General features: G+C 38.1%; 27 protein-coding genes. 5 read left to right on the forward strand and 22 right to left on the reverse strand.

All coding sequences use genetic code 11. From position 1 onward, the window contains the following. Positions 1-37: 37 nt before the first annotated feature. From HLV59_RS10265 to HLV59_RS10355, 19 genes are all read right to left on the reverse strand, one after another. Positions 38-634 (reverse strand): 6-pyruvoyl trahydropterin synthase family protein, encoded by a 597-nt coding sequence (locus tag HLV59_RS10265; protein WP_016145101.1) that lies wholly within the window; start codon positions 632-634, stop codon positions 38-40. 228 nt (positions 635-862) lie between these two features. Next, entirely contained in the window at positions 863-1,822 is a 960-nt protein-coding gene (gene gspK, locus HLV59_RS10270; RefSeq protein WP_171429904.1) for a type II secretion system minor pseudopilin GspK, read from the reverse strand. Beyond that, complete coding sequence (gspJ, locus tag HLV59_RS10275) at positions 1,822-2,520, reverse strand: type II secretion system minor pseudopilin GspJ (protein ID WP_057106322.1); 699 nt, start codon at positions 2,518-2,520, stop codon at positions 1,822-1,824. The genes gspK and gspJ overlap by 1 nt, the downstream gene beginning before the upstream one ends. Continuing rightward, positions 2,520-2,900: a type II secretion system minor pseudopilin GspI gene (gspI, locus tag HLV59_RS10280; protein WP_031948175.1), complete on the reverse strand. Its 381-nt coding sequence runs from the start codon at positions 2,898-2,900 to the stop codon at positions 2,520-2,522. The genes gspJ and gspI overlap by 1 nt, the downstream gene beginning before the upstream one ends. Beyond that, on the reverse strand, positions 2,890-3,444 hold the full coding sequence (locus tag HLV59_RS10285) for a type II secretion system protein (protein WP_125699504.1): 555 nt from the start codon (positions 3,442-3,444) through the stop codon (positions 2,890-2,892). Before HLV59_RS10285 ends, gspI begins: the two co-directional genes overlap by 11 nt. A 6-nt stretch (positions 3,445-3,450) precedes the next feature. Continuing rightward, positions 3,451-4,059 (reverse strand): TetR/AcrR family transcriptional regulator, encoded by a 609-nt coding sequence (locus tag HLV59_RS10290; RefSeq protein ID WP_014206595.1) that lies wholly within the window; start codon positions 4,057-4,059, stop codon positions 3,451-3,453. Positions 4,060-4,095: 36 nt separating this feature from the next. Further along, the gene (locus tag HLV59_RS10295; protein ID WP_171429905.1) at positions 4,096-4,869 is read right to left on the reverse strand and encodes a TatD family hydrolase; all 774 of its coding nucleotides are present in this window, start codon (positions 4,867-4,869) and stop codon (positions 4,096-4,098) included. Between the two features lie 17 nt (positions 4,870-4,886). Beyond that, entirely contained in the window at positions 4,887-5,228 is a 342-nt protein-coding gene (locus tag HLV59_RS10300; protein WP_171429906.1) for a PilZ domain-containing protein, read from the reverse strand. A gap of 10 nt (positions 5,229-5,238) precedes the next feature. Next, complete coding sequence (locus HLV59_RS10305; protein ID WP_081174163.1) at positions 5,239-6,219, reverse strand: DNA polymerase III subunit delta'; 981 nt, start codon at positions 6,217-6,219, stop codon at positions 5,239-5,241. A gap of 13 nt (positions 6,220-6,232) precedes the next feature. Beyond that, positions 6,233-6,994 (reverse strand): 3-deoxy-manno-octulosonate cytidylyltransferase, encoded by a 762-nt coding sequence (gene kdsB, locus HLV59_RS10310; protein WP_062848588.1) that lies wholly within the window; start codon positions 6,992-6,994, stop codon positions 6,233-6,235. A gap of 9 nt (positions 6,995-7,003) precedes the next feature. Then, the gene (lpxK, locus tag HLV59_RS10315) at positions 7,004-8,014 is read right to left on the reverse strand and encodes a tetraacyldisaccharide 4'-kinase (RefSeq protein ID WP_081174165.1); all 1,011 of its coding nucleotides are present in this window, start codon (positions 8,012-8,014) and stop codon (positions 7,004-7,006) included. Positions 8,015-8,016: 2 nt separating this feature from the next. Beyond that, positions 8,017-9,744, reverse strand: coding sequence for a lipid A export permease/ATP-binding protein MsbA (gene msbA, locus HLV59_RS10320; RefSeq protein WP_081174167.1), 1,728 nt, complete (start codon positions 9,742-9,744; stop codon positions 8,017-8,019). Further along, positions 9,741-10,169, reverse strand: coding sequence for an ExbD/TolR family protein (locus HLV59_RS10325; RefSeq protein ID WP_016145091.1), 429 nt, complete (start codon positions 10,167-10,169; stop codon positions 9,741-9,743). Before HLV59_RS10325 ends, msbA begins: the two co-directional genes overlap by 4 nt. A 15-nt stretch (positions 10,170-10,184) precedes the next feature. After that, on the reverse strand, positions 10,185-10,820 hold the full coding sequence (locus HLV59_RS10330; protein WP_016145090.1) for a MotA/TolQ/ExbB proton channel family protein: 636 nt from the start codon (positions 10,818-10,820) through the stop codon (positions 10,185-10,187). Positions 10,821-10,870: 50 nt separating this feature from the next. Next, positions 10,871-11,758 (reverse strand): ParB/RepB/Spo0J family partition protein, encoded by an 888-nt coding sequence (locus tag HLV59_RS10335; protein ID WP_081174169.1) that lies wholly within the window; start codon positions 11,756-11,758, stop codon positions 10,871-10,873. After that, positions 11,755-12,537: a ParA family protein gene (locus HLV59_RS10340; protein WP_002121458.1), complete on the reverse strand. Its 783-nt coding sequence runs from the start codon at positions 12,535-12,537 to the stop codon at positions 11,755-11,757. The genes HLV59_RS10335 and HLV59_RS10340 overlap by 4 nt, the downstream gene beginning before the upstream one ends. 21 nt (positions 12,538-12,558) lie before the next feature. Continuing rightward, positions 12,559-13,191 carry a 16S rRNA (guanine(527)-N(7))-methyltransferase RsmG gene (gene rsmG / locus HLV59_RS10345; protein WP_016145088.1) on the reverse strand — a complete coding sequence of 211 codons (633 nt, stop codon included), beginning with the start codon at positions 13,189-13,191 and terminating at the stop codon, positions 12,559-12,561. A gap of 87 nt (positions 13,192-13,278) precedes the next feature. After that, entirely contained in the window at positions 13,279-13,968 is a 690-nt protein-coding gene (gene murU, locus HLV59_RS10350) for an N-acetylmuramate alpha-1-phosphate uridylyltransferase MurU (protein WP_081174171.1), read from the reverse strand. Then, entirely contained in the window at positions 13,968-14,981 is a 1,014-nt protein-coding gene (locus HLV59_RS10355) for an aminoglycoside phosphotransferase family protein (protein WP_081174173.1), read from the reverse strand. Before HLV59_RS10355 ends, murU begins: the two co-directional genes overlap by 1 nt. 120 nt (positions 14,982-15,101) lie before the next feature. Between HLV59_RS10355 and HLV59_RS10360 the strand changes: the two genes are divergently transcribed. Together HLV59_RS10360 and HLV59_RS10365 are read left to right on the forward strand one after the other, a co-directional pair. After that, a complete protein-coding gene (locus tag HLV59_RS10360) occupies positions 15,102-17,537 on the forward strand; it encodes an LPS-assembly protein LptD (RefSeq protein WP_081174175.1) in 2,436 nt (811 codons plus the stop codon). After that, on the forward strand, positions 17,537-18,847 hold the full coding sequence (locus tag HLV59_RS10365) for a peptidylprolyl isomerase (protein ID WP_081174177.1): 1,311 nt from the start codon (positions 17,537-17,539) through the stop codon (positions 18,845-18,847). Before HLV59_RS10360 ends, HLV59_RS10365 begins: the two co-directional genes overlap by 1 nt. Positions 18,848-18,965: 118 nt before the next feature. Here HLV59_RS10365 and fba read toward each other — a convergent pair whose 3' ends face one another. From fba to HLV59_RS10380, 3 genes are all read right to left on the reverse strand, one after another. Then, positions 18,966-20,003, reverse strand: a complete 1,038-nt coding sequence (gene fba / locus HLV59_RS10370; protein WP_016145083.1) for a class II fructose-bisphosphate aldolase — start codon at positions 20,001-20,003, stop codon at positions 18,966-18,968. 121 nt (positions 20,004-20,124) lie between these two features. Further along, entirely contained in the window at positions 20,125-20,370 is a 246-nt protein-coding gene (locus HLV59_RS10375; RefSeq protein WP_005069561.1) for a hypothetical protein, read from the reverse strand. Positions 20,371-20,493: 123 nt separating this feature from the next. Further along, positions 20,494-21,681: a phosphoglycerate kinase gene (locus HLV59_RS10380; RefSeq protein ID WP_081174178.1), complete on the reverse strand. Its 1,188-nt coding sequence runs from the start codon at positions 21,679-21,681 to the stop codon at positions 20,494-20,496. 138 nt (positions 21,682-21,819) lie between these two features. Between HLV59_RS10380 and HLV59_RS10385 the strand changes: the two genes are divergently transcribed. From HLV59_RS10385 to HLV59_RS10395, 3 genes are read left to right on the forward strand one after another with little or no spacing between them, the layout of a single operon-like run. After that, a complete protein-coding gene (locus HLV59_RS10385; protein WP_031948157.1) occupies positions 21,820-22,203 on the forward strand; it encodes a DUF2237 family protein in 384 nt (127 codons plus the stop codon). Next, positions 22,203-22,796 carry a Maf family protein gene (locus tag HLV59_RS10390; RefSeq protein ID WP_016145081.1) on the forward strand — a complete coding sequence of 198 codons (594 nt, stop codon included), beginning with the start codon at positions 22,203-22,205 and terminating at the stop codon, positions 22,794-22,796. The genes HLV59_RS10385 and HLV59_RS10390 overlap by 1 nt, the downstream gene beginning before the upstream one ends. Before the next feature lie 30 nt (positions 22,797-22,826). After that, positions 22,827-23,990 (forward strand): ribosomal protein uL16 3-hydroxylase, encoded by a 1,164-nt coding sequence (locus HLV59_RS10395; protein WP_171429907.1) that lies wholly within the window; start codon positions 22,827-22,829, stop codon positions 23,988-23,990. Positions 23,991-24,250: the final 260 nt, after the last annotated feature.

The raw sequence follows: 24,250 nt of genomic DNA on the forward strand, positions 1-24,250 counted from the left end.
CAATTTTCAATTCTACAAATACTGTAAGTAATTCGATTTATACTTCGACTTGTAAATCAACTTGAGGATTATTAAATTTAACCCCTTTTTTCAAGTCTTCATACATTTGTGGATTTGCCCACTCTATCTGAATTTGTTCTGAAAAAACAATTCCATCAAGACTTAAAATGCCCATTTGTTCGTTTTGAATATCTTCAATAAAGCTTTGAGCATATCCAGTATCAGTCTCATGAACAATGACCGAATAAACCTCAACATCACCTTCCCCATTTTGAGTGACTGTTGATTGCAAAACTTGCTGAGCTAGATAAAAGAAGATACGTGAAAACTGTTCAGCTGACGGTGAAACGGGCAAAGAAATCCAACGGGCACTAAAAGTCTGACAAGCATCAATATATTGAGAATCATCTTTTTCCCAAAAGCAGATTGCATGATCAAAACTGTCGAAAAGATCTTTTATTACTCCCTTTAGGAGTCCAAAATCATAAACCATTTGCCCATGATCTAATTTCGAAGCTTTAAGCAATAACTCAACTTTATAGCTATGTCCATGAATTGATCGCTTACAACGATCCGATGTACAGTTACGTACAACATGTGCATTTTCAAACTTAAATAACTTACGAATTAACATGTGCCAAATCGATCATTCCTTCTAAGAACATTATTATAAAGCAAAAGACGAAAATTTCGCACCACTTTTCAATTAGAAACAATTAGCAAAAAGTATGATAAGACTTGTGAAGAAACATTGAATATAAACATATAGAAAGTTTGTACTTACTTTAACGCTTAACTTGAGAAAAATTTATAATTACAAACTTCAAAAAACATCCAAAGCAAATAAATCATAAATTTTCAATTAGTTAAACGGTGCTATATTTCTAGAATATACATAAACCTGCTTATCACTGCGCATTAAGGCACTTGTAAACTGTCTTTTTCTATTATTCAACACAACCTCGATTTGTGCCTGAAAAAAGTTCGACTTCACATCTAAAAGGCTATTAACTTCAGTTTTATTCTGCACATCAACTGCCGAAAAAGCAGCCAATTGCCATAATTCATCAATATTTTGAAAGAATTTTAAATTTTGTTGGCGTAATTGAAGTTCTTTTTCTATAGCTCCTAAATCTAATTTTTGATCTATACTCGCTAATACCAATGGTGATGCGGTATTAATATTCACTTTTGTATTTTCAGGCAATGCAGAAATGTACGGTGCGATTAAATCATATTTCTTGCCTTCAAAACCCCTGACCAGTTTCAGCTCTTCAATACGATGGAATTTTGCATTTGAAGCTAAATAGCCAGGATCAAGGCCTTCATAATAATTACTTTCTGCCCCCATAGGACCGCTTGGTTCTTCATCTGGATCTTGCCAATCAATAACTGCTTGACTTAACTCTGCTGGCAATCCTACACGCACAAGCAATCGCTCAAACCAATTTTTAGCAGCTTCGTTTACCTTGCCTTCATTGGTCGTTAAATTGTTTAGATTAAATTTTCCTGACTCATCTAGTAAGCGCCCCGATACAACTCCATTTTCTATTGGAAAAGGTGGCATCGGCTGGGCCCAGCTTTCCTTTAAATGATCGATACCCCCAGCATTATTAGTATCTTGAATTAATAATTCAGAAAAAAAAGCTTCTGCACTTTTTGCATAGAGTAATGACTGATTTTGACGTATCAAATAACCCGTATTTTCCATCGTATTTGTTTGATGCTTTGCGATAGAGGCAGCCAAAATTGTAGCCAATGCAACCATAATCAAAATTGTGAGTAACGCTACGCCTCGCTGACTCTTTTTATAGCGTACCATTATACCCCTCCTTCTTTGGAGAGAGATAAATTCCCTTGATTTAAGCTATAAATCCACTCATAACTTACTCCTGCAACGGTGAGTTGTATTTTTATTCCTTTCGGTAACTTTCTAAACTCTTCAGGTTTTGTGGGATCAAGATTAATCTCTGGCCATCTTGTCACTTCCTGCGGTGTCAACACTATAACTTCAAATTGTTCTACTTGGCTCAACAGCGTACTTGATAAAGGCTGCTCTCTGTTTGAAGTATTTAAATTACTATATTTAAGACGATAAAGCTTTTTTTGATCAGGATCATATCGATATTCAATACGCTCAAAAGGTGATAATCCTTGCTTTAAGGGATCAGTAACACCAGCTTTACTAAAGCGAAGAACTTGGTTATCAAGCTCTAGAGCTGGATGTAACTGTCCGCCTTGATTAGCCGATAACGGTATAATTTGCAATGAATCCCGTAAAACTTGCTGATAAGCATCTTGTAATTCAAATAACTTTACTTCATGTTGAGCATTACGATCTCGGACCTTTAATAAATAATCAAAAACCTTCCACCCCAACAAAGATAAAATGGCAAAAATTGCAATTGCAACTAAAAGCTCAACTAAAGTAAATCCTGAGGCACGAATTAATCGAGCACTGCTCGATCGTGCTGCAAGACTTGAAGTTTCTCTTCGGAAGCTGTATTTATTGTTTATCATTATTTTGCTTTCATTGGATAATTAAAAAATACTAAGTGAGTAATACCATTTTGAATTTTCCCTTTATCAGAATCATATAAACTAATTTGCAAATCTACTTTCTGAACATTCGGGCTAATTGTGGATTGTGCAGATTTATCAATCTGCCAAGTTTCACCTTGGGAAGTAACCTGCTTGCTTTGCGTACCTTCAAGCCACTCCTGATTTATCTCCATTAAAGCAACTTCATTCATTGCTACAAATTGAGCTTTTGTTCTAAGAATTGCATTTGAGGTAGATTGAGTGTACTGCATGGCTACTTTAGTTAGCGCGACAGCCGCCACTGCAAAAATTGCTAAAGCAACCATTACTTCTAATAGAGTAAAACCTTTAGATTTCATTTATTTTACCCAAATGATCAATTTGTATTTCTGAACCAATTGGTTTTTGTTCAAAGTAAAACTGTATTTTCACCGTTTTAGCTTCACCATTGCCAAACCAGATTAGCTGAGGAGTTTGTCCTCCAATTAAATCCATATTTGTAGCTTTTGAATAGTTCTGCTCATCTAAAGGTTGTACCGTAAACGATACATGTTTAGGTAATTGCCGCGTAGTAAATTCTGAATATTTCTGCCAGCGATTTTTTAAATCTTGGACCTGTAATTTACTCTGGTCGTGATACTCATACAATTCATAAGAAAAAGGTGAAACATCGGTTTCACTAAGAGTAGATAGAGCTAGAACACGAGACTGATCAAGCGATTCTTTACCAATTTTATGCATATCAAGCAAAAATAATTCTCTTGCTTGCATTGCTTTCTTTTGGTCAACTCCACCTATATTGAGTACAACTAGAGAGGTCATAATCGTCATAATAACAATCACCACCATTACTTCTATGAGAGTAAAACCTTTTTGGGATTTAAGTGGTGATTGAGACTTCATATCGACCTAAGCATATTGCTCAACAGCTTGTTTAGGTAAGGCTAATGCCTGATCAATATAAGCCACTCTTAAAGTGTCTCTTGAACCTAAATATCGTTGATAAAAACTTGAATTGAGAATAGCTGCCGCGCCATGAGTTAATGACCAAATAGAAGCAAGATAATCTCGTGTAGGCATATTGCTTTGAATAGATTCTAAATAGTGGTCTGTCATGCGAATGATAATTCGCAATCTCTGTTTACGCACCTGATAAAGTTCGTGGAAAAGATGATGTACACCTTGAGCAGTAATCGACAATTTTTCTTCAATTTGATGAAATAAAACTGTTCGTTCAGGATGATGTAAATGATGCAACATAAAAAAGGCCAAATGTTCTGGAAAGGCCTTTTCAGTATCTTGAACCATTTCAAGTAACATACGCTCATTACGAATAATCAACAGCATGTACAACTCATCTTTACTTTGAAAGTGTTTGTACAAAGTTCCTTTTGCTAAATCAAGCTCAGCAGCCAAGACATCAAGTGTCATGCCGGCTTCGCCATTTTCTAGCAATAATTGTTCCGCAACCTGAAATATTAATACTTCTCTTGCTCGGAACTGAGCCTGACGATCCATCTTCACGCAATTACTCTCTTATATAGTTTCTATAACCTAAATCGCTTTTAGCAAGTTCTCAAAATTTTGTGAGGTGATCATTGCAATTTCCTCAACCGATTTATCATATACATCACTGAGCGCTTTGGCTACATAAGGCACATATTTTGGTTCATTTGTTTTACCGCGATATGGAACCGGTGCTAAATATGGACTATCTGTTTCAATTAAAAGACGATCTAGTGGCACTTGCTTAGCTACATCCCGCAAATCTTGTGCATTTTTAAATGACACAATACCTGAAAAAGAAATGTAATAGCCACAATCAAGCACAGCTTTAGCAGTTTCCCAATCTTCAGTAAAACAATGCAGAATCCCATGTGTTGAGTGTTCAGCACGAATAATATCTACCGTATCATGCTTTGCTGATCGGGTATGAACGACAACTGGTTTTTTTACAATTTTTGAAGCTTGGATATGTCTTGCAAAACATGCTTTTTGCTCTTCAATAAAATCAGTACTGTGATAATAGTCCAGTCCAGTTTCACCTAAAGCCCATACTTTTTCTGATTGAGCCAATTCAACCAAATACTCAGTTGTTGCACGTGCCATTGTGCCCACATCCTCACAAGGGTGTACACCTACCGTATAACCAACATCTGCATATTTCTTTGCAATCTCAGATAGTGCAATATGGTCATCGAGATCAACGGAAATTGCCATAAACTTAGACACGCCTTCTGCTCGCGCTGCTGCAAGCGCAAGGTCCAGATCACCGTTATAAGGCGTTAAATCTAACATCGTTAAATGGCAATGCGTATCAACAAACACTTTTCTTTCCTATTTAATTACATCGTATAACTTGGACGGTCTAAAGACATACTACCAGCCAAAACTCGTTCTGCCTCGTTTTTATAGTAAATTCCCTTATCTCCACTTAACTGAATAGCAAAACCTTGAGGTTTAAATCCACTTTGCTTATGGGATATCCAGATTACTCTGCCTGTTAAAGGAATTTTTTGAGACTGCTCAGGCAAAGTCGCTAAAATGAAAATTTCTTGCCCCATCTTTACCTTTTGTTTTGATGGTACGAACAGACCTCCACCTTGCACATAACCCATATAGCTTGCTTGCAAAGTAGCTTTATCAGGAATATTTACCTGAATAATCCCCCCCATTTGCGGCTGCATAATCTTCCCCTTAAATATTCATTAACGTTATAAACAATTGATCTATAATAAGTTGACTTTGTACATTTTGCTCAACAAGCTTTTTTGCTTGTTGTAGTTCACTATAAATATTAAATAAGCTTTCTAAATCATAATATGGACTTAACTGATCAAAATCTAAATCCGTATTTTTCTGTGGTTGATTTAGCTTGACACAAATTAAATCTCCCAACAAGTATTCAAAAAGCATCATAAAATCATTAAAACTTAACTCTTTTTGCCATTTGCCTGAGAAAAATAAAGGCATATTTTTTTGCGCTACAATTTTAAGCCAATCATTTAAGAAAGTTTGTCGTTTAGCAAACCAATCACTTTTTGCAATTTCTATGGCTTGTAAAGGCATATCATTGGATAAGCCAAGCAGTAAATCAGGTTGCACTTCGGCAATTTCAGATAAATGTTCATTCAAATATGAAGTAGCTTGCTCGTAGGAGATACGATCCAAAGCAAAATGTTGTAGTCGGCTGCGAATAGTAGCTGGTAATTTAAGGTAGTGATCAGCCAGCAAAATTAAAACAACTCGTTCACCCGGCTCTTCTAAAGTCTTTAGTAAAGCATTTGAAGATGCCAAATTAAGCGCCTCAGCAGGTTCAATCACAATAACGCGCCAACCTTCTCCCGTTTGTTGTACGAAAGGTAGTAAGTCACGTATCTTTTCTATTTTAATTTTTGCATTCTGCTTTTTATTTTCTTCATCCGTTGTGATATGAACATAATTGGGATGAGTGTCTGATTTTAACCATTGGCAACTGCTACATTCTCCGCAAGGGCCTTGCAACTGCTTATTTAAACAAAGTACCCATGCTAAAAAATGTTTAGCAAAAGCATGTTTTCCGCAACCTTGCTTGCCGTAAAATAAAAGACCATGACCAATATTGGGAAACCTTGTTGTCAAGGTTTCCCATGTTGTTTGCTGCCAAGGATAAACCTTTGAAGTTACATTCGGATTCATTAAAAATTAACGCTTATTCAAAAGATTCAACAGGCATATTATTTAACCGATCAAGATCAGCTTGTGTGTCCACACCGGGTGGTAAATTTGCTTCGGCTACAGCAATTGCAATTCGATGACCATTTTCTAAAACACGTAATTGTTCAAGACTCTCAAGCCTTTCAAGCTTACCCATATCCCATGTTACATATTCTTGTAATAAGTTGACTCGATAAGCATATAAACCTAAATGGCGAAATGCTTGTGAATGTAAATTCTGTTCATCATGCTTAGCCCCATCTCGATCATAAGGAATGGTAGCCCGACTAAAATATAAAGCTTCATTTTGTTTTGACATGACTACTTTTACAATACTGTCACGCTGGAACTCATCTAAGGTATGAATCGGCTCACACAACGTAGACATTGAACAATTCGGTTTATCAACCAAAAGTTTTGCAACTTGCTGAACAAGTTGAGCTGGTAATAAAGGCTCATCTCCTTGAACATTTACAATAATATCATCTGCATCCCAGCCCTTAATACGAGCCACCTCACTTAAACGGTCTGTACCTGAAGGATGATCAGCGCTAGTAAGAACCACATCTATTCCATCTGCACGACAAATCTCAGCAATACGTTCATCATCTGTTGCCACACACAGATCATCAAAACCTTCGACTTTTTTTGCCTGATCCACTACACGCAAAATCATAGGACGGTTATGAATAAGCAACAATGGTTTACCTGGCAAACGCGAGCTTGAGAAGCGCGCTGGAATGACGATGTGTTTCATTTTTTCTACCTAAGATAATTGAATATCAAGTTCTTGCAATTGCTGTTTTAAAACCTCATAACACTGTGTAGACAGGACGGCTTTAACAGGAACTACCCAAATAGACTGTTTAAATTCAGGATGTTTTTCAAGTAATGGTAATAGTTTAACTGCATCTTTCTCAGTTGTAATAAGTGGCAGCTCGTCATTAAAAATTAAATCATTAATTGTGTAATCATGATGATCGCGAAATGCGTGTTCTTGAAATTGCTTCAACCCTAGATCTTTAAGGGTTTGATAAAATCGTTGAGGAAAGCCAATACCAACTACAGCATGATAATTATTCTCAAGATTAAAGCTTGGTTTAGAATTAGATAAAGGGTTAAGTAAATATGGCTGTCCTGTCTCGAGATGCATGTTTAATTCTGTAGCAGGTTTATGAGCATGCTCAATCACTGTTCCTGTTTCTAAACGCTCCACAGGCTCGCGCAGATAGCCTTCAGGTAATAGTTTTTTATTCCCTAAACCACGATTTTGATCCAGTACAATCCACTCGATCTGTCGACCTAATGCCCAATGCTGCAACCCATCATCACTAATAATCAAATCTATCTCTGATGACTCAAGCAATAACTCTATTGCGGCCTGCCTATTAGGACCTACTGCCATTGGTACACTTGTAGCCTGAACAATTAATGCTGGCTCATCCCCAGCTTGAGCTACTTGGGCACCCGAGGTAACTAGCATTGGAAAAGGACCATTACCCCCATATCCCCGACTAATTACCCCTACTTTTACATTATGCTGCTGTAGATAATTCACCAGTTCTATTAATAATGGAGTTTTCCCACTTCCACCAACCGTAATATTACCAATAACCATCACAGGCACAGGTGCTTTATAAACTTGCTTAAAACCTGAATAATAAAGATTACGATTGAGTAGAAACCCAGCACGATACAAACAAGACAATGGACGTAAAGCAACTAACCAACTCGATTGCTTATTCCATGCATTCTGGATCAGCTGGGCTAATGACATGCTTAGTTATCCTCGAAATTACGTTGGTGTAATTGATAATAAGCACCATGTTTTGCGAGGAGTTCTTGGTGAGTACCTTGTTCAACAATTTGCCCTTGATCCATCACTACAATACGATCAGCATTTTCAATTGTTGATAAACGGTGAGCAATAACGATCGTTGTACGGTCTTGCATCGCTTCATCAAATGCTTGCTGAATAAAATGTTCAGATTCATTATCAAGAGCACTTGTAGCTTCATCTAAAATTAGAATCGGAGCATTCTTTAAAATTGCTCGAGCAATAGCAATGCGCTGACGTTGACCACCTGATAAATTTAGGCCTTGAGCCCCTAAAACAGTATCATAACCATTTGGTAAATTCATAATGAAGTCATGTGCATATGCAGCTTTTGCAGCAGCATGGATTTCCTCATCTGAGGCACCCTGCAACTGACCATAAGCAATATTTTCACGAACAGTCCGGTTAAATAATACAACTTGCTGATTTACCATTGCGATTTGTGTACGCAGAGAAGAAAGATCAATGTCATTGATTGGTAAATCATCTAAATAAATTTGCCCACTTGATACCTCTTGAAAACGTACCAACATGTTAACCAATGAGCTTTTACCAGCGCCTGAACGTCCAACCAATGCTACAGTTTGACCCGGAAGAATATCTAAAGAGAAGTCTTTAATCGCTTGTACGCCATCGGCATAATTTAATGCCACATGATCAAAACGAATTGCACCATTTAGTTTAGGTTTTAATTGTCCGTTATTTTGCTCTTCAGGCAAATCCAACAACTCAAAAACAGAGTAAGCTGCCGCTAAACCACGCTGTAACTTTTCATTAACATCAGTCAGGTTTTTAACAGGTTTTGCTAATAAACCAGCAGCTGTAATATAAGCCACAAATTCACCAGCACTTGTATTACCTAAAATCTGTGGTCGTAAAGCTAACCATACAATAAGGGCCATAGCACAAGCCATCACCACCTGAACCACTGGGCTATTCAGGTTTTGTACAATCACCATTTTTAGACCGCGTTTTAAGTTTTCTTCCGATGACTTATAGAATCGTGCTTGTTCAGACTCTTCACCGGCAAAACTTTTTACTACCGCATTACCATTAATACTTTCTTGGACAACGTGATTCACATCACCCATCGTATCTTGAACCTGTAACGAAAGCTTTCGCATACGTTTTGAAGCTTTACGTACCAATATACCAATTACTGGTAAGAATACAAAAATACATAGAGTAAGGCGCCAATTGGTATAAAAGAGATAACCCAACAGCCCTAGAGTAATCATCCCATCCCTAACAATGGTTCTTAATGACTCCGAAGAAGCTGCTGTTAGCTGCTCAACGTTATACATAATCTTGGCAGTAATATGACCAGATGAATTATCTAAGTAATATTGTGCAGGTAATCTTAAAAGCTTGGCATAAACTTCTTGTCGAATACTAAAAACCAGACTACGTGAAATCACCGCAGTATAGTATCCGCCCATAAACAGGCCTAATCCACGAAAAAAAACCAATAAAATGATTAATATGGGGAACCAATCCAAATCTGCTCTACTGCTATTTTGGATTGCATCAATAATAAACTTAATCAATTTAGCAACGGAAACTTCTGTTGCTGAGTTAATACCGAACCCGATAAGAACTAATAAGGCCACGCCCCAATAAGGTTTTAAATAGGCTATGAGACGCAAATAAACCTTAAAATCTTGATTCACTCAGAAAAACCTCTAGAAGGAACTTTGGTACTAATATTGATGTTAACAAAACCGAGTTGTCCTGCAACATCCATAACGCGGATTACATCCTGATGAGACGCTTTGGCATCCGCAGCAATGATGAACATAAAATCACGGCGCTCTTGAGCAACTTGCTTAATTGCAGTACTCAGATCAGCAACCTCTTTAGACGAAAGTGCCTGACCATTTACAGCATAATGACCACCAGAGTCTACCACGACTTCAATTTTGTGATCGTACTGTTTTGGTGGAACACCTTGTGCATCTGGTAACGTTAAATTGATACGACTTGGCTGATTAAAAGTAGTCGACAATAATAAAAAAACTAAAATGAACAGCAAACAATCAATCATGGGCGTTAAATTGATATGAATGTCTTCGACCTGAGAACGTTTAAATTTCATGTGGTTCTTTACCCATTACCCAACACGACGGTGTTCTGCTATAGACGATGAACGTTTATAGAACAATGAGGCATGAAATAAAGTCGATTGCTGTTCTAACTCAGCAATATAATCCTGCACTACTCTTTGGAAATAGCGATACGCGATTAAAGCTGGAATCGCAATTAACATTCCCACGGCTGTGGTAATAAGCGCTTTAGAAATACCCGGAATCATTAAACTTGGACTACCAGCCGATCCAAAATCAATCACAAGGAATGATTCAATAATCCCAACCACCGTACCCAGCAACCCGAGTAAAGGTGCCACTGCACTCAGAGTTCCTAAGAAGTTAATGTTTTTTTCTAAATAAGAAATTTCTTGAGAAGCTGCTACTTCCATTTGCGCACGAGCAAATTGCTCACCATGCTCTCGATGATCAAAACCGGCTTTTAAAATGTGAGCTAATGCGCTGTTTTGCACTTCTACATTTTGTTCCAAATTTTCCATAATATCGTCAGTTCTTAAAGAACTATCATCAATTAATGCTTTGGGTAGAACTTGTGAACGTCTTAACCGAACAAAACGCTCAATACTGATCGCAACAGTTAAAATCGAGCATAGAATTAAAGGCAGCATCAACCAACCACCCGCTTTCACAAGTTCCCACATATCTTCTTCCCCAAGAATATAAAATTAGAAATATATGACCCAAATGCAAATTAATCAGGCAAACAAATATTTAAAATGCCATCTAACTCGTCTAAGGTATGGTAATGAATAACCAGCTTACCCTTACCTTTTTGATTATGATCAATTTTTACATTAGCGCCAAAACGTTCTGATAGTTTTTGTGTCAATTGTTCAATATCTGGTGCAACAGGCGCTTTCTCCCTCTCCTGTTTGGGTTCACTTCTATCACGCACCAATTGCTCTGTTTGACGAACAGATAATCCTTTTTCAATTACAATTTTAGCAATATCTAATTGATCTTTACCTTTTAACGTCAAGATAGCTCGAGCATGCCCCATATCAAGTAGACCTTGCTGCATAAAATCTTTAATTTCATCAGCCAGACTCAATAAACGCAGTAAATTACTGACTGTAGTACGGGCTTTTCCTACCGTTTCAGCAATTTCTTGATGACTTAGGCCGAATTCATCATGAAAACGCTGTAAGGCTATTGCTTGATCAATCGGGTTTAAATCTTGGCGTTGAATGTTTTCAATGAGCGCTAAAGCAATCGCGACTTGGTCATTTAAATCGCGAACAATTGCAGGAATTTCAGTTAAGCCTGCAAGTTGTGCAGCACGCCAACGACGCTCACCAGCAATGATTTCATACGGACGTGCTTCATCATCTACTGGACGAATGACAATAGGTTGCATCACTCCATGTTTTTCAATAGAAGATGCTAACTCTTGCAAATCATGTTCATGAATAAAGCGACGTGGTTGATATTCACCACGTTTTAATAAATTTACATCAATTTGTTTCAACTGTCCGTGATCAAGTGCCTGAGCTTCAAGTTGTAATTTTTCTTTTTGAATTGAACCAAGTAATGCATCTAAACCACGTCCTTTAGCCAATCCGCGTTTTTTGATGCTCATACTTTACTTCCTTTCTTCACTTTACTTTTCTTTAACATCTCAGCTGCAAGATTTAAGTATGCAACTGCACCTTTAGAACTTTTCTCAAAATAGATAACAGGCAAACCATGCGCCGGCGCTTCCGCTAAGCGAACATTACGTGGAACGACAGTATCATAAAGTTTTTTTCCGAAATACTGTTCTAACTCAGCAGATACATCACGTGTTAAAGCATTTCGTGCATCGTACATTGTACGTAATACACCAATAATTTCTAAATCAGGATTTAATGCCTTTTGAATACGGTCAATAGTCTGGGTTAAATCAGCTAAACCTTCTAGCGCATAATATTCGCATTGCATTGGAATGATTACACTATCTACGGCGGCCAAAGCATTAACTGTAATCAAGCTCAAGCTTGGCGCACAATCCACAATGATAAAATCAAATGAGTTTCGGATTTCATTCAGAGCATTTTTTAGAATAAACTCACGCCCTTCTTGCTCTGCAATAGCAAGCTCAACACCGGAAAGTTCACGATTAGAACCTAAAACTTTATATCCGACTTCTGCTTTTTGAATAGCTGTTTCAATTGGTACTTCGCCAAGTAGAACATCCGTAATGGAATACAAAAGATCATTCTTTTGAATTCCGGACCCCATCGTAGCATTACCTTGTGAATCCATATCTACAAGTAATACACGTTTCTTTAATACAGCTAGAGACGCTGCAAGATTTACTGCAGTCGTTGTTTTACCAACACCACCCTTTTGGTTTGCAATCGCAATAATTTGAGCCATGGTAACCCTAATACTTTTTATTTAAATACGTTGAAGTAAAAGTAAATGACGTTGTTCATCAAGTCTTGGTACATTCAGCTCAATCACTTTACATGAAAAGTCCTGTTTAAGTTGCTCAATTTCCTCAACTGGCACAACTCCTTTCATTGCTGCAATGATACTGCTCTGATGCAAGTATGGCTGAGCTGCATCTACAAAATCCGTTAAAGAAGCAAAAGCACGACTTGTTATGACATCAAACTGACCAAGCTCATCAATTGTATCTTGATTTTCAACGCGTGTTTGCACTGCTACTACGTTTTTAAGCTTAAGGTCAGCAATAAACTGTTTCAAAAAACGAATTTTCTTACCATTTGAATCAAGCAATACACAAGAGCGTTCCGGCTGACACAAAGCAATGATCATGCCCGGCATACCGCCACCTGTACCTACATCGAGCAAACGGCCTGTTGGCAAATCTTTCAAAATACTTAGGCTATCTAACAAATGCTTCACTAACATTTCTTTCGGATCACGAATCGCTGTTAGATTATAAGCTTTGTTCCAAAGTACCAAAGCATCTTGATACTTCAACAATAATGTCAAAGCTTCATCGCTAAGCGATAAACCTAATTTTTGACTACCCTGTTGTAACTCTTGAAAAAACGGATGCATAAACAGATAACATCTAAGTAAAATTTAAAACAAAGTATACCCATTTATGCATTGTGGAACACTAGTTAACGATTAGGGATTACACACTTAATCGTAGAAGCCTTCACGAATTTGCAAATCTAGCTCCATTAAACGCTCAGGCGTTCCCACATCTACCCATGCACCTTTAAGCTTTTCACCAGATATTTTTTGACTGTGCATCGCTTGCTTCAATAGTGGAGCTAAAGGACGCTTACCCGCTTCCAATCCGTCAAAAAGTTTAGGATGAATAACTGATAGACCGCTAAAAGTGAGGTTTTCGCCCGTCACATCTTGATCGAATGTAAAAGCGCGCCCATCCAATAATGTAAAGTCGCCTTCAGGATGCTGTTTAGGATTATCAACCAACACAAGATGTGCCAAATCATCATTTAGCTTAATATGGCGTAGAGCTTCAAAATCCATTGTGGTCCATACATCTCCATTCACCAGAATAAAAGGATCTGTTCCAAGCAGTGGCAAAGCATTAATAATTCCCCCCGCTGTTTCCAGACCTTCTTCCTCTCGCGTCCAACGGATATCCACACCAAATTGAGAGCCATCGCCTAAGCTACTGATGAGTTTATCTGCCAACCATGCAGAATTGATGACTATTTCAGTCACACCAATTTTCTTAAGTTTTTCAATATGCCACACAATAAGGGGCTTGCCGCCCACCTCAAGCAAAGGCTTTGGTGTATATAGCGTAAGTGGACGCATGCGATTGCCCAAGCCAGCAGCAAGAATCATTGCTTTCATTATGCTGCTACCTCATAGCTACCATATTTCTCGATAAATTTAGGTATCACGATGTTATTCATAAATACCATAAACTCTTCAAGTTCAGCATAACCACGGCTTTCTTCGAGTAAATACCACATGACACGTGGTAAATCCTTCAAATAACCTGACTTACCATCACGCTCAAACAAACGAACAAAAATGCCTAGAATTTTAATATGACGTTGAATAGCCATTAAATCCGCATCACGCTTAAATTGATCAAAAGTACGGTTTTCCTTGCTTGACTCTGGCAATAGGTCATAAAAAACTTTGAACCATTGATAAACACGCTCAGCATTCCATTGAACATAGGCATCACGCGTAATCGAAATTAAGTCATATGTATCCGCACCAATAACAGCATCTTGAAAGTCGATTACCCCCAACTCTTGCTCATTGGTAATTTTCATCAAATTTCGACTATGAAAATCTCGATGTACAATAACTTGCGGTTGAGCTAATGCAGCACGAGCCAAGAAGTCAAATGCATTATCAATCGTTTTTTTCTGTTCAGCAGTCGGCTGGATAGAAAGTGACGGCAACATCCAGTCTGTAAGTAGCTGCATCTCCGACATTAATTTTTCGTAAGAATAAACTGGGAACTGTTTAGTCCCGTCAATAGACTGCAATTGAATAAGTTGTTTAAAACTTTGTTCGTAGTATTTATCAACAGATTCATTAGTTAATAATGTCGATAAAAGCACATCACCAAAGTCTTCTAATAATAGAAAACCTTGAGCCAGATCTTTCGCGACGATCTGAGGCACACGTACGCCATGGCTCGCAAAAAACTCGTCAATGGTCACAAACGGAACACAGTCTTCTTTTTCTGGAGGGGCATCCATGAGCATATACGTTTTATTTTGTAACTCGATACGCGCATAACGGCGGAAGCTTGCATCACCTGCTAAAAAAGCGATCTTAAATTGATCATTTTCAAGAACAGATGTAAGCCATGTATATATCAATTGTTCACGTTGTGTATTCATTTGCAATAAAATCTAAAACAAGCTGAGATTTTTGAAGGGTTAAGTGTAGCCACTTATAAACTTTTTCTCTATGATGCGACAATAATTAATTGTGAATTAGCATACTTGGTTAATGAGACAATGAAGCATCAGTTTAAATTTAATCCTTTAGCGACAGCTATTTTTACGCTCTTATGTGGCTCCATACAATCAAGTTATGCTGAGTCAACTGATGTTGTCTCCAATATAGACAATAATCAACTTAAAGCGAGCATCAAGGAAGCTTACCCAGGTCAAGAATTCTTTCAGCAATACTATGTTGATAAATCTGCGCCTGAAGCTCAGCTTCGTGACAATAAATATTTAAGCTCAGCATTTTGCCAAGGCACATGGGTTACACCAATTAACCCTGAGACCAAAGCTTTAGATGCAGATAAAGCGACTTCTGTCGTTACGGCTAACTACGGACACTACAATCCAGCGGGTGATTCTGTTTTAGAAGGTGATGTCGTTATTGATCAGGAAGGACGCACAGTTCGCGCTGATAAAGTAACGATTGATAAGACCCAAACCTTTGCGCATGCACAAGGTCGAGTACAGTTAGCTCAAGGCGGGTTACTTTCACAGAGTGATGAAATTAATTACAACCTAAAAACCCAAACTGGGAATTTAGACAATAGTTTTTATATTTCTGAACAACAACATGCCCATGGTCATGCAGGAAAAATCGAAAGAACCTCACCAAATGTTATGGTTCTTAATGATGCAACCTATACGACTTGCCCACCAGGCCAAAAACCGGGTTGGAAAATTCAAGCCAATAAAATTGAGTTAAATCAGGAAACTGGACGCGGCGTAACTCGTGGAACAAAATTATATGTTAAGGACGTTCCTGTTCTAGCTGTTCCCTATTTTAACTTCCCGATTGATGACCGCCGTACTACAGGTATTCTCAACCCACAATTTGGTTTCTCTAACGATGGTGGTGTTGAGCTTTCTGTTCCGGTTTATTTAAACCTTGCGCCTAACTATGATCTGACACTTACTCCGCGATATTTAGCAGACCGCGGTGCAATGCTAAAAGGTGAGTTTAGATATTTAACCGATGGCTTTGGTGCTGGTGAAATGTGGGGTGGTATCTTGCCATCCGATAAAAGTTATGATGATAAAGACCGTAAAGATTTCCATTTTTTACATAATTGGGATATCAATGATCAGTGGTCTACTAACCTAGAATATAACTATGCATCAGATAAAGATTATTTTTCTGATTTAGATAGTAGTCCGAACTCTAAAACAGATCTTAACTTACGTAGAGCTTGGGAACTTAACTATCAACATGGTATTCCAGGTTTAAAAGCACAGCTTAAGGTCGAAGATTTCCAGACACTTGATCCTCAAGTTAAGGATGCAGACAAACCATATGCACGTTTACCGCAATTCTTATTAAATTACGTCACTGGTAATCCACTAGGACTACAATACGAATTTAATAACGATACTGCATACTTTAAGAAATCAATTAATGATGACTCTGCTCAGGAAAGTAGTGGTACACGTTTCTATAACCAGTTCGCAACACGTTATAACTACCGCACGCCAGCAGCTTTTGTGATCCCTGAAGTTTCCGTACGTTCTATTCAAACATTTTATGATAAAGACACTCAGTTAAATAACCCTGGCGGTTCTGAAAATAAATCAGTCGTTGTACCTCAGTTTACTTTAGACACTGGACTAAACTTTGAACGTGATGGTAAGTACTTACAAACACTTACACCACGTGCTTTCTACGCATATGCACCATACAAAAATCAAGATGGTTACCCTAACTTTGACTCAACCACTGCATCAGTAAGTTATGATCAATTATTTAACCCTTACCGATTCTATGGTCATGACCGCCTTGAAGATAATAACTTCTTATCATTAGGGGTAAGTTATAGCCTCTTCGATACAGTAGGTTTAGAGCGTTTACGTGCAAGCGTAGGTCAAAGTTACTATTTCGAAGACCGTCGTGTCACTTTAAAACAAGGTCAAGATGAATTTGACACCGAGCGTAACACTGGCCCCGTTATAAGTCTATCAAGCCAACTTAATCAAAACTTTACCATTGCTGCTAACTCAGCATGGATGTCGAATGGCGACAATGCTCAACGTGACTTCCAAGTTTACTATACAGGTGATAAAGGAAATCTATACAACTTAGGCTATTTCTATCGTAAAGATATTCCTGGTCGTCAAGATACTTATGACCAAGTTGTTGCATCGTTTATACAACCAATTAAAGACAATTGGCGTATTATGGGCCACGTACAATACGACATGGACAATGATGTTGCCCGCGAACTCTTATTAGGAGTTAACTATGAGTCATGTTGCTGGGGTATTTCTGTCTACGGCCGTTCATACTATAACGATCTAGACGATCCGAAAACTTCAGATGTTAGTGAAAAGCGCGCGATCATGGCCGAAATTACACTAAAAGGTTTAGGTGGTTTAAACAATAAACTCGCGTCTTTACTTGAAAATCGCGTTTTAGGTTTTAACAAAATTAATCAATCTTGGACACAACGTTAATGAAGACAAAGCATCTTAAACAGTTTTTTAAAGCAACTACACTTGCTGCCCTAATCTCTTCATCAATGCATAGTTTTGCCCAACCCGCTGATGAAGTTGTGGCAATTGTGGACAATAGCGTAATTTTAAAAAGCGATCTTCAACAAGGTATGGCTGAAGCAGCTCATGAACTGCAAGCTCAAAAGAAAGAAGTGCCACCTCAGCAATACTTACAGTTTCAGGTATTAGATCAATTAATCTTGCGTCAAGCTCAACTTGAACAAGTTAAAAAATATGGCATTAAACCTGATGAAAAGAGCTTAAATGAAGCTGTACTTAAAGTAGCAAGTCAATCTGGCTCTAAAAGTTTAGAGGCTTTCCAGCAAAAATTAGATGCTATGGCTCCGGGAACTTATGAAAGTCTGCGCAATCGAATCGCTGAAGATTTAGCGATTAGCCGTTTGCGCCAACAACAAGTGATGTCTCGTATTAAAATTAGTGATCAAGATGTAGAAAACTTCTTAAAATCACCTCAGGGACAAGCTGCATTAGGTAACCAAGCACATGTAATTCATATGCGCATTTCTGGTGATAATCCACAGGAAGTTCAATCTGTAGCTCAGGAAGTGCGCTCAAAACTTACGCAAAGTAACGATATAAATGCCTTGAAAAAACTTTCAACTGCAAATGTAAAAGTTGAAGGTGCTGACATGGGTTTCCGCCCACTATCTGATATTCCTGCTGAACTTGCGGCTCGTATTACTCCCCTACAAGACGGTCAAACGACTGACTTAGTATCGGTACGTGATGGTGTACATGTTTTAAAGCTTCTTGAACGTAAACAAAATGAGCAAAAAGCTTTGGTACCTCAATTTCAAACCCGCCATATTCTCATTCAACCATCTGAAGTGGTGACGCTTGAGAATGCCAAGCAAATTATTGATAACATTTATAAACGCTTAAAAGCTGGTGAAGATTTTGCAACACTTGCAGCAACCTATTCAAATGATACGGGTTCAGCACGTGATGGCGGAAGCCTAGGTTGGGTAACATCTGGAATGATGGTGCCTGAATTTGACAAAAAAATGCAGGACATTCCTGTAGGTGAAATTAGTGAACCATTCCAAACTCAATTTGGTTGGCATATCTTACAAGTGACAGACAAACGCGAAAAAGATATGACTCATGAATATCAAGAGCGTATGGCACGTCAGATTCTAGGTGAACGTCAATTTAACACCGAAATTGATAGCTGGTTACGTGAAGTACGTGCAAATGCATATGTAGAAATCAAAGATCCAAGCCTAGATAAAAAGAATTTACAAAAGTAAGTTCTTCTATTGTCATCAAAACCTGTGTTTATCACAGGTTTTTTTATGAATGAAATTTACCCAATAAAAAACCGGTTATATAAATAACCGGTTTCTATAAATTAGACCCTAATGGGAATTATTTATAACGATCAACCATTTTCTCTAAAGAAATTGGGCGGATCTTGTCAGCATTTCCAGCTGTACCAAACGCCTCATAACGATCAATACAAATTTGCTTCATTGAATCTACAGTTTTAGCAAAGTATTTACGTGGATCGAACTCAGATGGGTTTTCGGCCATAAACTGACGAATTGCACCAGTAGAAGCTAAACGTAAGTCTGTATCGATATTGATCTTACGAACACCATGTTTAATTGCTTCTACAAGCTGTTCAACAGGTACACCATAAGTCTCTTTAATATCACCGCCAAACTCATTGATTACTTTCAACCACTCTTGCGGCACAGAACTTGAACCATGCATTACAAGATGAGTATTTGGTAACGCTGCATGAATTTCTTTAATGCGGTCAATTGCCAAGATATCGCCTGTAGGTGGACGAGTGAACTTGTAAGCACCATGTGAAGTACCTACAGCAATCGCCAATGCATCCACATTAGTATCGGCAACAAACTGAGTCGCTTCTTCAACAGAAGTAAGAAGTTGTGAATGATCAAGTACACCTTCTGCACCGACACCGTCTTCTTCACCAGCCATACCAGTTTCAAGGCTACCTAAACAACCAATCTCACCTTCGACAGAAACACCACATGCATGTGCTAAAGCAACAACATTACGAGTTACATCAACATTGTATTCGTAAGAAGTAGGTGTTTTACCATCTGTACCTAATGAACCGTCCATCATCACTGAGCTAAAGCCAAGCTGAATTGAACGCTGACAGATATCAGGGCTGGTTCCATGGTCTTGATGCATTACCACTGGAATATGTGGCCATTCTTCAATTGCAGCCAAAATAAGATGGCGTAAGAATGGAGCGCCTGCATATTTGCGAGCTCCAGCTGATGCTTGAACAATTACAGGTGAATTGGTTGCATCCGCGGCAAGCATAATTGCACGCATTTGTTCTAAGTTATTTACGTTAAATGCTGGTACGCCGTAGTTATGTTCAGCAGCGTGATCCAAGAGCTGGCGCATTGAAATGAGTGCCATAATATCCTCCCAGGTAGTGCGGCTTATTCTACCCTGTCATTTATTTCAATTCAGCAACAAATCACAGTATTTCAAAAAAAATCCCCGCATTTGCAGGGATTTTTTAACAAAAAACAACAAATTAATGTGTTTCTGAAGCAGCAGCCTCACTTGGCGCACTACCTTCAACCACATCTGTATTCTTTTCATCTAGAACTGGCTTATCAATCGCATCAATTGCTGCTTGTTGCTCAGGTGTTACTTTTTCAGAAACAGCAGTAGAAGCGGCTGATTCTTGTCCAGCTTGAGATGCTTCATCTTTCTTAGCACAAGCAGTCAACATCATCGGTACAATTAATATAGCAGCAAATGTAAGCTTTAAATTCATCACTATTGTCCACAGTTGGTGATTTAATGCTCATTATTATATTGCAGATATATGACAATTTCATGACTTATCAATGAAAAAGGGATTGGTCACCCAATCCCTTCTTATTTCTATATAACAGTATTAAGCACGTTCAAGTAAAACAGCCACTGCTGGCAAAGTTTTTCCTTCAACAAACTCAAGGAATGCGCCACCACCTGTAGAAATATAACCAATTTGATCAGCTACGTTATATTTATCAATCGCAGCTAATGTATCACCACCACCAGCAATCGAGAATCCTTCAGATTGAGCAACCGCAAGGGAAAGCGCTTTTGTACCTTCACCAAATTGATCTACTTCAAATACGCCTACTGGACCATTCCAAAGAATTGTTTTTGATGTTTTTAAAATATTAGCAAATGCTTTAGCAGTTTCTGGACCCACGTCTAAAATCATGTCATTCGCAGTCACATCTTCTACTTTCTTCACAACAGCTTGAGCTGCTGCTAAAGAACCTAAGAAATCTTCAAAATTAATTTGTGATGCATCAGCAACCACAACATCTGTAGGAAGTGGAACACTTACTTTTGCAGCAATTTGCTTAGCAGTTTCAATCAAGTCAGCTTCATATAATGATTTACCAACATTAAAACCAGCAGCTGCCAAGAATGTATTCGCAATACCGCCACCAACAATCAGTTGATCACAAATAGTAGAAAGTGAGTTTAAAACATCGAGTTTAGTTGAAACTTTAGAACCCGCAACAATTGCAACCATTGGTTTTTCAGGAGTTTGCATTGCGCGGCCTAGTGCGTCTAACTCAGCAGCCAATAAAGGACCAGCTGCCGCAACTGGAGCGAAACGAGCTACACCTTCAGTAGATGCTTCTGCACGATGAGCAGTACCAAATGCATCCATAACAAATACGTCACATAAAGCCGCATATTTTTGTGCAAGCTCTGGATTATTTTTCTTTTCGCCATGGTTAAAGCGCACATTCTCAAGCAATACCACTTGACCAGCTTCAACTTCAACACCATCAAGATAATCTGTTAACAATTTAACTTCTTGGCCCAATACTTCTGTTAAATAAGAAGCTACTGGTGCAAGTGATTGTTCTGGCTTTGGTTCACCTTCAACAGGACGACCTAGATGTGAAAATACCATCACTGCTGCGCCTTTATCTAAAGCAGCTTTAATCGTTGGTAATGCTGCACGTAAGCGAGCATCGCTAGTAATCACACCATTTTTGACAGGAACGTTTAAATCTTCACGAATAAGGACACGTTTGCCTGTTAAGTTAAGGTCAGTCATACGCTGAAAATTCATGTAAAGCTCTCTTTATGATTTTAAAAACGCGCCAATTTTAAATGATTACATCAAAAAAGGTTAGTTTTTTTGCATAAAAGCTGTAGAAAGCCCCAGTTTTGATTATGATAGAGGTAGTTATTTGATATTTCACCCATTATGTCTATTCATCCAGATCCACAAATCAATCGCTTAAATGTTTTAGGGGAACCTTTAGCAAGTTGTTGTTTTGACCCTATTACAGGCTATTTTAGAAATGGTTTCTGCCATACGGCAGTAACAGACCTTGGTCAGCACACCGTATGTGCACAAATGACCTCCGATTTCTTAAATTTTTCTCAGAAAATTGGTAATGATCTTATTACCCCTTTACCAGAAGTAGGCTTCCCTGGCTTAAAACCGGGAGATTTCTGGTGTATCTGTGTAACTCGTTGGGTAGAGGCTTATCAAGCTGGTGAAGCACCTCCTGTTAAAATACATGCATGTCATCAAGCTGTATTAAGCTATGTACCTTTAGATGTATTAATGGAATTTGCAGTGTAATGGTTCAGCCACAAATTATTTTGGCATCCAGTAGTCAAACTCGCAAAGACTTAATGAATCGTCTTGGAATTAATTATATCTGTGTAAGTCCGGATATTGATGAAAGTCCTCGTGGTGAAACCCATGCCGATGAACTTGCGAAAAGACTCGCTTTCACAAAAGCCCAAGTGATTGCTGCACAAAATCCTAATGCGATTGTTATCGGTTCAGATCAAGTTGCTTGGCGAGAACATGCTCCGCATGACTTTATTGGCAAACCGATGACTATTGAAAATGCTAAAGCACAATTAGCCGAGAATTCTGGTCGAACTGTCTTTTTTAGCACTGCCCTCAGCGTGCAATGGCTCGATAGAAATTTTGAACAAACGCTCGTTGAACATTATCAAGTAAAATTTCGAACACTGAATCAAGCTGAAATTGAACGATATGTCCTATTAGATCAACCACTCCATTGCGCTGGTAGCTTTAAGTGTGAAAGTTTAGGAATTAGCTTGTTTGAAAAAATGATAGGCCTAGACCAGACAACACTTATGGGTCTTCCTATGATTCAACTTTGCCATATTTTAAGGCAGCTTGATCTACAAATTCCTTAATTCTAGATATTTTATAAATAGGTTATTTCCATGACAGAACCTTTAGCAGTTTTAGGCGGTATTACTGCCGAGCAATTTTTAGCAGAGTATTGGCAAAAAAAACCTTTGTTGGTACGTAACGGATTGCCAGAGATTGTAGGTCTTTTAGAACCCCAAGATGTGCAAGAACTTGCTTTAGAAGAACATGCAAGTGCTCGACTGATTCGCCAGAAAGATAGAAACCCAAATGAATGGCACGTAAAGTCTTCACCTCTAACCAAAGGTGACTTTCAAAAGCTACCAAAATTATGGACTCTTTTAGTACAAGCAGTAGACCACTACTCTTTTGATCTTTCTGAACTCTGGAAAAAATTTCCTTTTATTCCTCAATGGCGCCGCGATGATATTATGGTGTCATATGCACCTAAAGGTGGCTCGGTTGGAAAACATTTTGATTTTTATGATGTATTTCTAGTTCAAGGTCATGGTCATCGTCGCTGGCAGTTAGGACAAATGTGTGATGTGAATACTGCATTTGTACCCAATCAACCTTTAAAACTTCTACCAGAAATAGATGTGCAGTTTGATGAGGTTTTAGCACCAGGCGATTTGTTATATGTGCCACCTGGAATGGCACATTACGGGGTTGCCGAAGATAATTGTTTAACTTTCTCATTTGGCTTTCGCATGCCAAACATCGCAGGAATGATGGAACGTATTAGCGATCAATTTTCAGCGAATACTTTACTCCAAAATCCTGTTGTAGACATCGCACGCAAACAAATAAGTCAAATTGGTGAAATTAACTCAACTGAACTAAGTTATCTAAAAGACTTAGTTTTAGCTCAGTTGCAAGACTCTGCAGCACTTGATGCAGCAATCATGTCTTACATGAGTGAACCTAAATATCCAGATAATATTCCAGAACCTGATGAGATCGAAGCCGATGATCTTCAAGAGATTTTAACTGAAGGCTATGAAGTTCTATTAGAACCAGCCTCTCGCCTACTTTATACAGAAAGTGACGAAATTCTAAGCTTCTGGGGCAATGGCGAAGCACTATGTATAGCTGAAACTTTCGCACCAAAATTAAAAGCCATTGCTGATGGAGAAAGCTTAGCTTTTGATAGCCAATTCAGTGATATTGAAATATTAGAAAATGTTGCTTACTTACTTAATGAATCTATTTTGATGCTCTTGCCACCTTCAGAGTAAGAAACTTTAATAAAAGTGGACTTTCAAACCAATGGGAAGTCTACTTTTTAATGAGCAAACAAACTCAGAAAATAAACTTGTTTATTACTCACTAATTTTTTGTCTGAAATTTTACAGTGGCTTATGATAAAAATTTTAAATTAAAAGATTTTGAAAAACGACTGCGTAAAAGAAAGTCTTAATTATTTTAAAATATAGTCGAGAATTTATGCCCCTGTTCCTTATAAGTAAGACTTAAGGGTTTAAAAAAATAATATCTT

This window comes from Acinetobacter lactucae, assembly GCF_013122135.1.
GTDB classification, from domain to species: Bacteria; Pseudomonadota; Gammaproteobacteria; order Pseudomonadales; family Moraxellaceae; genus Acinetobacter; species Acinetobacter lactucae.

What these genes read in the sequence shown, in the direction of transcription:
- rsmG (WP_016145088.1), bottom strand. Translation starts at nt 13,191, where the DNA reads ATGCATCCGTTTTTTCAAGAGTTACAACAGGGTAGTCAAAAATTAGGT.
- lpxK (WP_081174165.1), bottom strand. Translation starts at nt 8,014, where the DNA reads ATGTCATTAGCCCAGCTGATCCAGAATGCATGGAATAAGCAATCGAGT.
- gspI (WP_031948175.1), bottom strand. Translation starts at nt 2,900, where the DNA reads ATGAAATCTAAAGGTTTTACTCTATTAGAAGTAATGGTTGCTTTAGCA.
- HLV59_RS10290 (WP_014206595.1), bottom strand. Translation starts at nt 4,059, where the DNA reads ATGGATCGTCAGGCTCAGTTCCGAGCAAGAGAAGTATTAATATTTCAG.
- HLV59_RS10380 (WP_081174178.1), bottom strand. Translation starts at nt 21,681, where the DNA reads ATGAATTTTCAGCGTATGACTGACCTTAACTTAACAGGCAAACGTGTC.
- HLV59_RS10265 (WP_016145101.1), bottom strand. Translation starts at nt 634, where the DNA reads ATGTTAATTCGTAAGTTATTTAAGTTTGAAAATGCACATGTTGTACGT.
- HLV59_RS10390 (WP_016145081.1), top strand. Translation starts at nt 22,203, where the DNA reads ATGGTTCAGCCACAAATTATTTTGGCATCCAGTAGTCAAACTCGCAAA.
- HLV59_RS10395 (WP_171429907.1), top strand. Translation starts at nt 22,827, where the DNA reads ATGACAGAACCTTTAGCAGTTTTAGGCGGTATTACTGCCGAGCAATTT.
- HLV59_RS10365 (WP_081174177.1), top strand. Translation starts at nt 17,537, where the DNA reads ATGAAGACAAAGCATCTTAAACAGTTTTTTAAAGCAACTACACTTGCT.
- HLV59_RS10325 (WP_016145091.1), bottom strand. Translation starts at nt 10,169, where the DNA reads ATGAAATTTAAACGTTCTCAGGTCGAAGACATTCATATCAATTTAACG.
- HLV59_RS10360 (WP_081174175.1), top strand. Translation starts at nt 15,102, where the DNA reads ATGAAGCATCAGTTTAAATTTAATCCTTTAGCGACAGCTATTTTTACG.
- gspK (WP_171429904.1), bottom strand. Translation starts at nt 1,822, where the DNA reads ATGGTACGCTATAAAAAGAGTCAGCGAGGCGTAGCGTTACTCACAATT.
- fba (WP_016145083.1), bottom strand. Translation starts at nt 20,003, where the DNA reads ATGGCACTCATTTCAATGCGCCAGCTCTTGGATCACGCTGCTGAACAT.
- HLV59_RS10335 (WP_081174169.1), bottom strand. Translation starts at nt 11,758, where the DNA reads ATGAGCATCAAAAAACGCGGATTGGCTAAAGGACGTGGTTTAGATGCA.
- HLV59_RS10285 (WP_125699504.1), bottom strand. Translation starts at nt 3,444, where the DNA reads ATGAAGTCTCAATCACCACTTAAATCCCAAAAAGGTTTTACTCTCATA.
- gspJ (WP_057106322.1), bottom strand. Translation starts at nt 2,520, where the DNA reads ATGATAAACAATAAATACAGCTTCCGAAGAGAAACTTCAAGTCTTGCA.
- kdsB (WP_062848588.1), bottom strand. Translation starts at nt 6,994, where the DNA reads ATGAAACACATCGTCATTCCAGCGCGCTTCTCAAGCTCGCGTTTGCCA.
- HLV59_RS10330 (WP_016145090.1), bottom strand. Translation starts at nt 10,820, where the DNA reads ATGTGGGAACTTGTGAAAGCGGGTGGTTGGTTGATGCTGCCTTTAATT.
- HLV59_RS10385 (WP_031948157.1), top strand. Translation starts at nt 21,820, where the DNA reads ATGTCTATTCATCCAGATCCACAAATCAATCGCTTAAATGTTTTAGGG.
- HLV59_RS10300 (WP_171429906.1), bottom strand. Translation starts at nt 5,228, where the DNA reads ATGCAGCCGCAAATGGGGGGGATTATTCAGGTAAATATTCCTGATAAA.
- murU (WP_081174171.1), bottom strand. Translation starts at nt 13,968, where the DNA reads ATGAAAGCAATGATTCTTGCTGCTGGCTTGGGCAATCGCATGCGTCCA.
- HLV59_RS10305 (WP_081174163.1), bottom strand. Translation starts at nt 6,219, where the DNA reads ATGAATCCGAATGTAACTTCAAAGGTTTATCCTTGGCAGCAAACAACA.
- HLV59_RS10375 (WP_005069561.1), bottom strand. Translation starts at nt 20,370, where the DNA reads ATGAATTTAAAGCTTACATTTGCTGCTATATTAATTGTACCGATGATG.
- HLV59_RS10340 (WP_002121458.1), bottom strand. Translation starts at nt 12,537, where the DNA reads ATGGCTCAAATTATTGCGATTGCAAACCAAAAGGGTGGTGTTGGTAAA.
- HLV59_RS10355 (WP_081174173.1), bottom strand. Translation starts at nt 14,981, where the DNA reads ATGAATACACAACGTGAACAATTGATATATACATGGCTTACATCTGTT.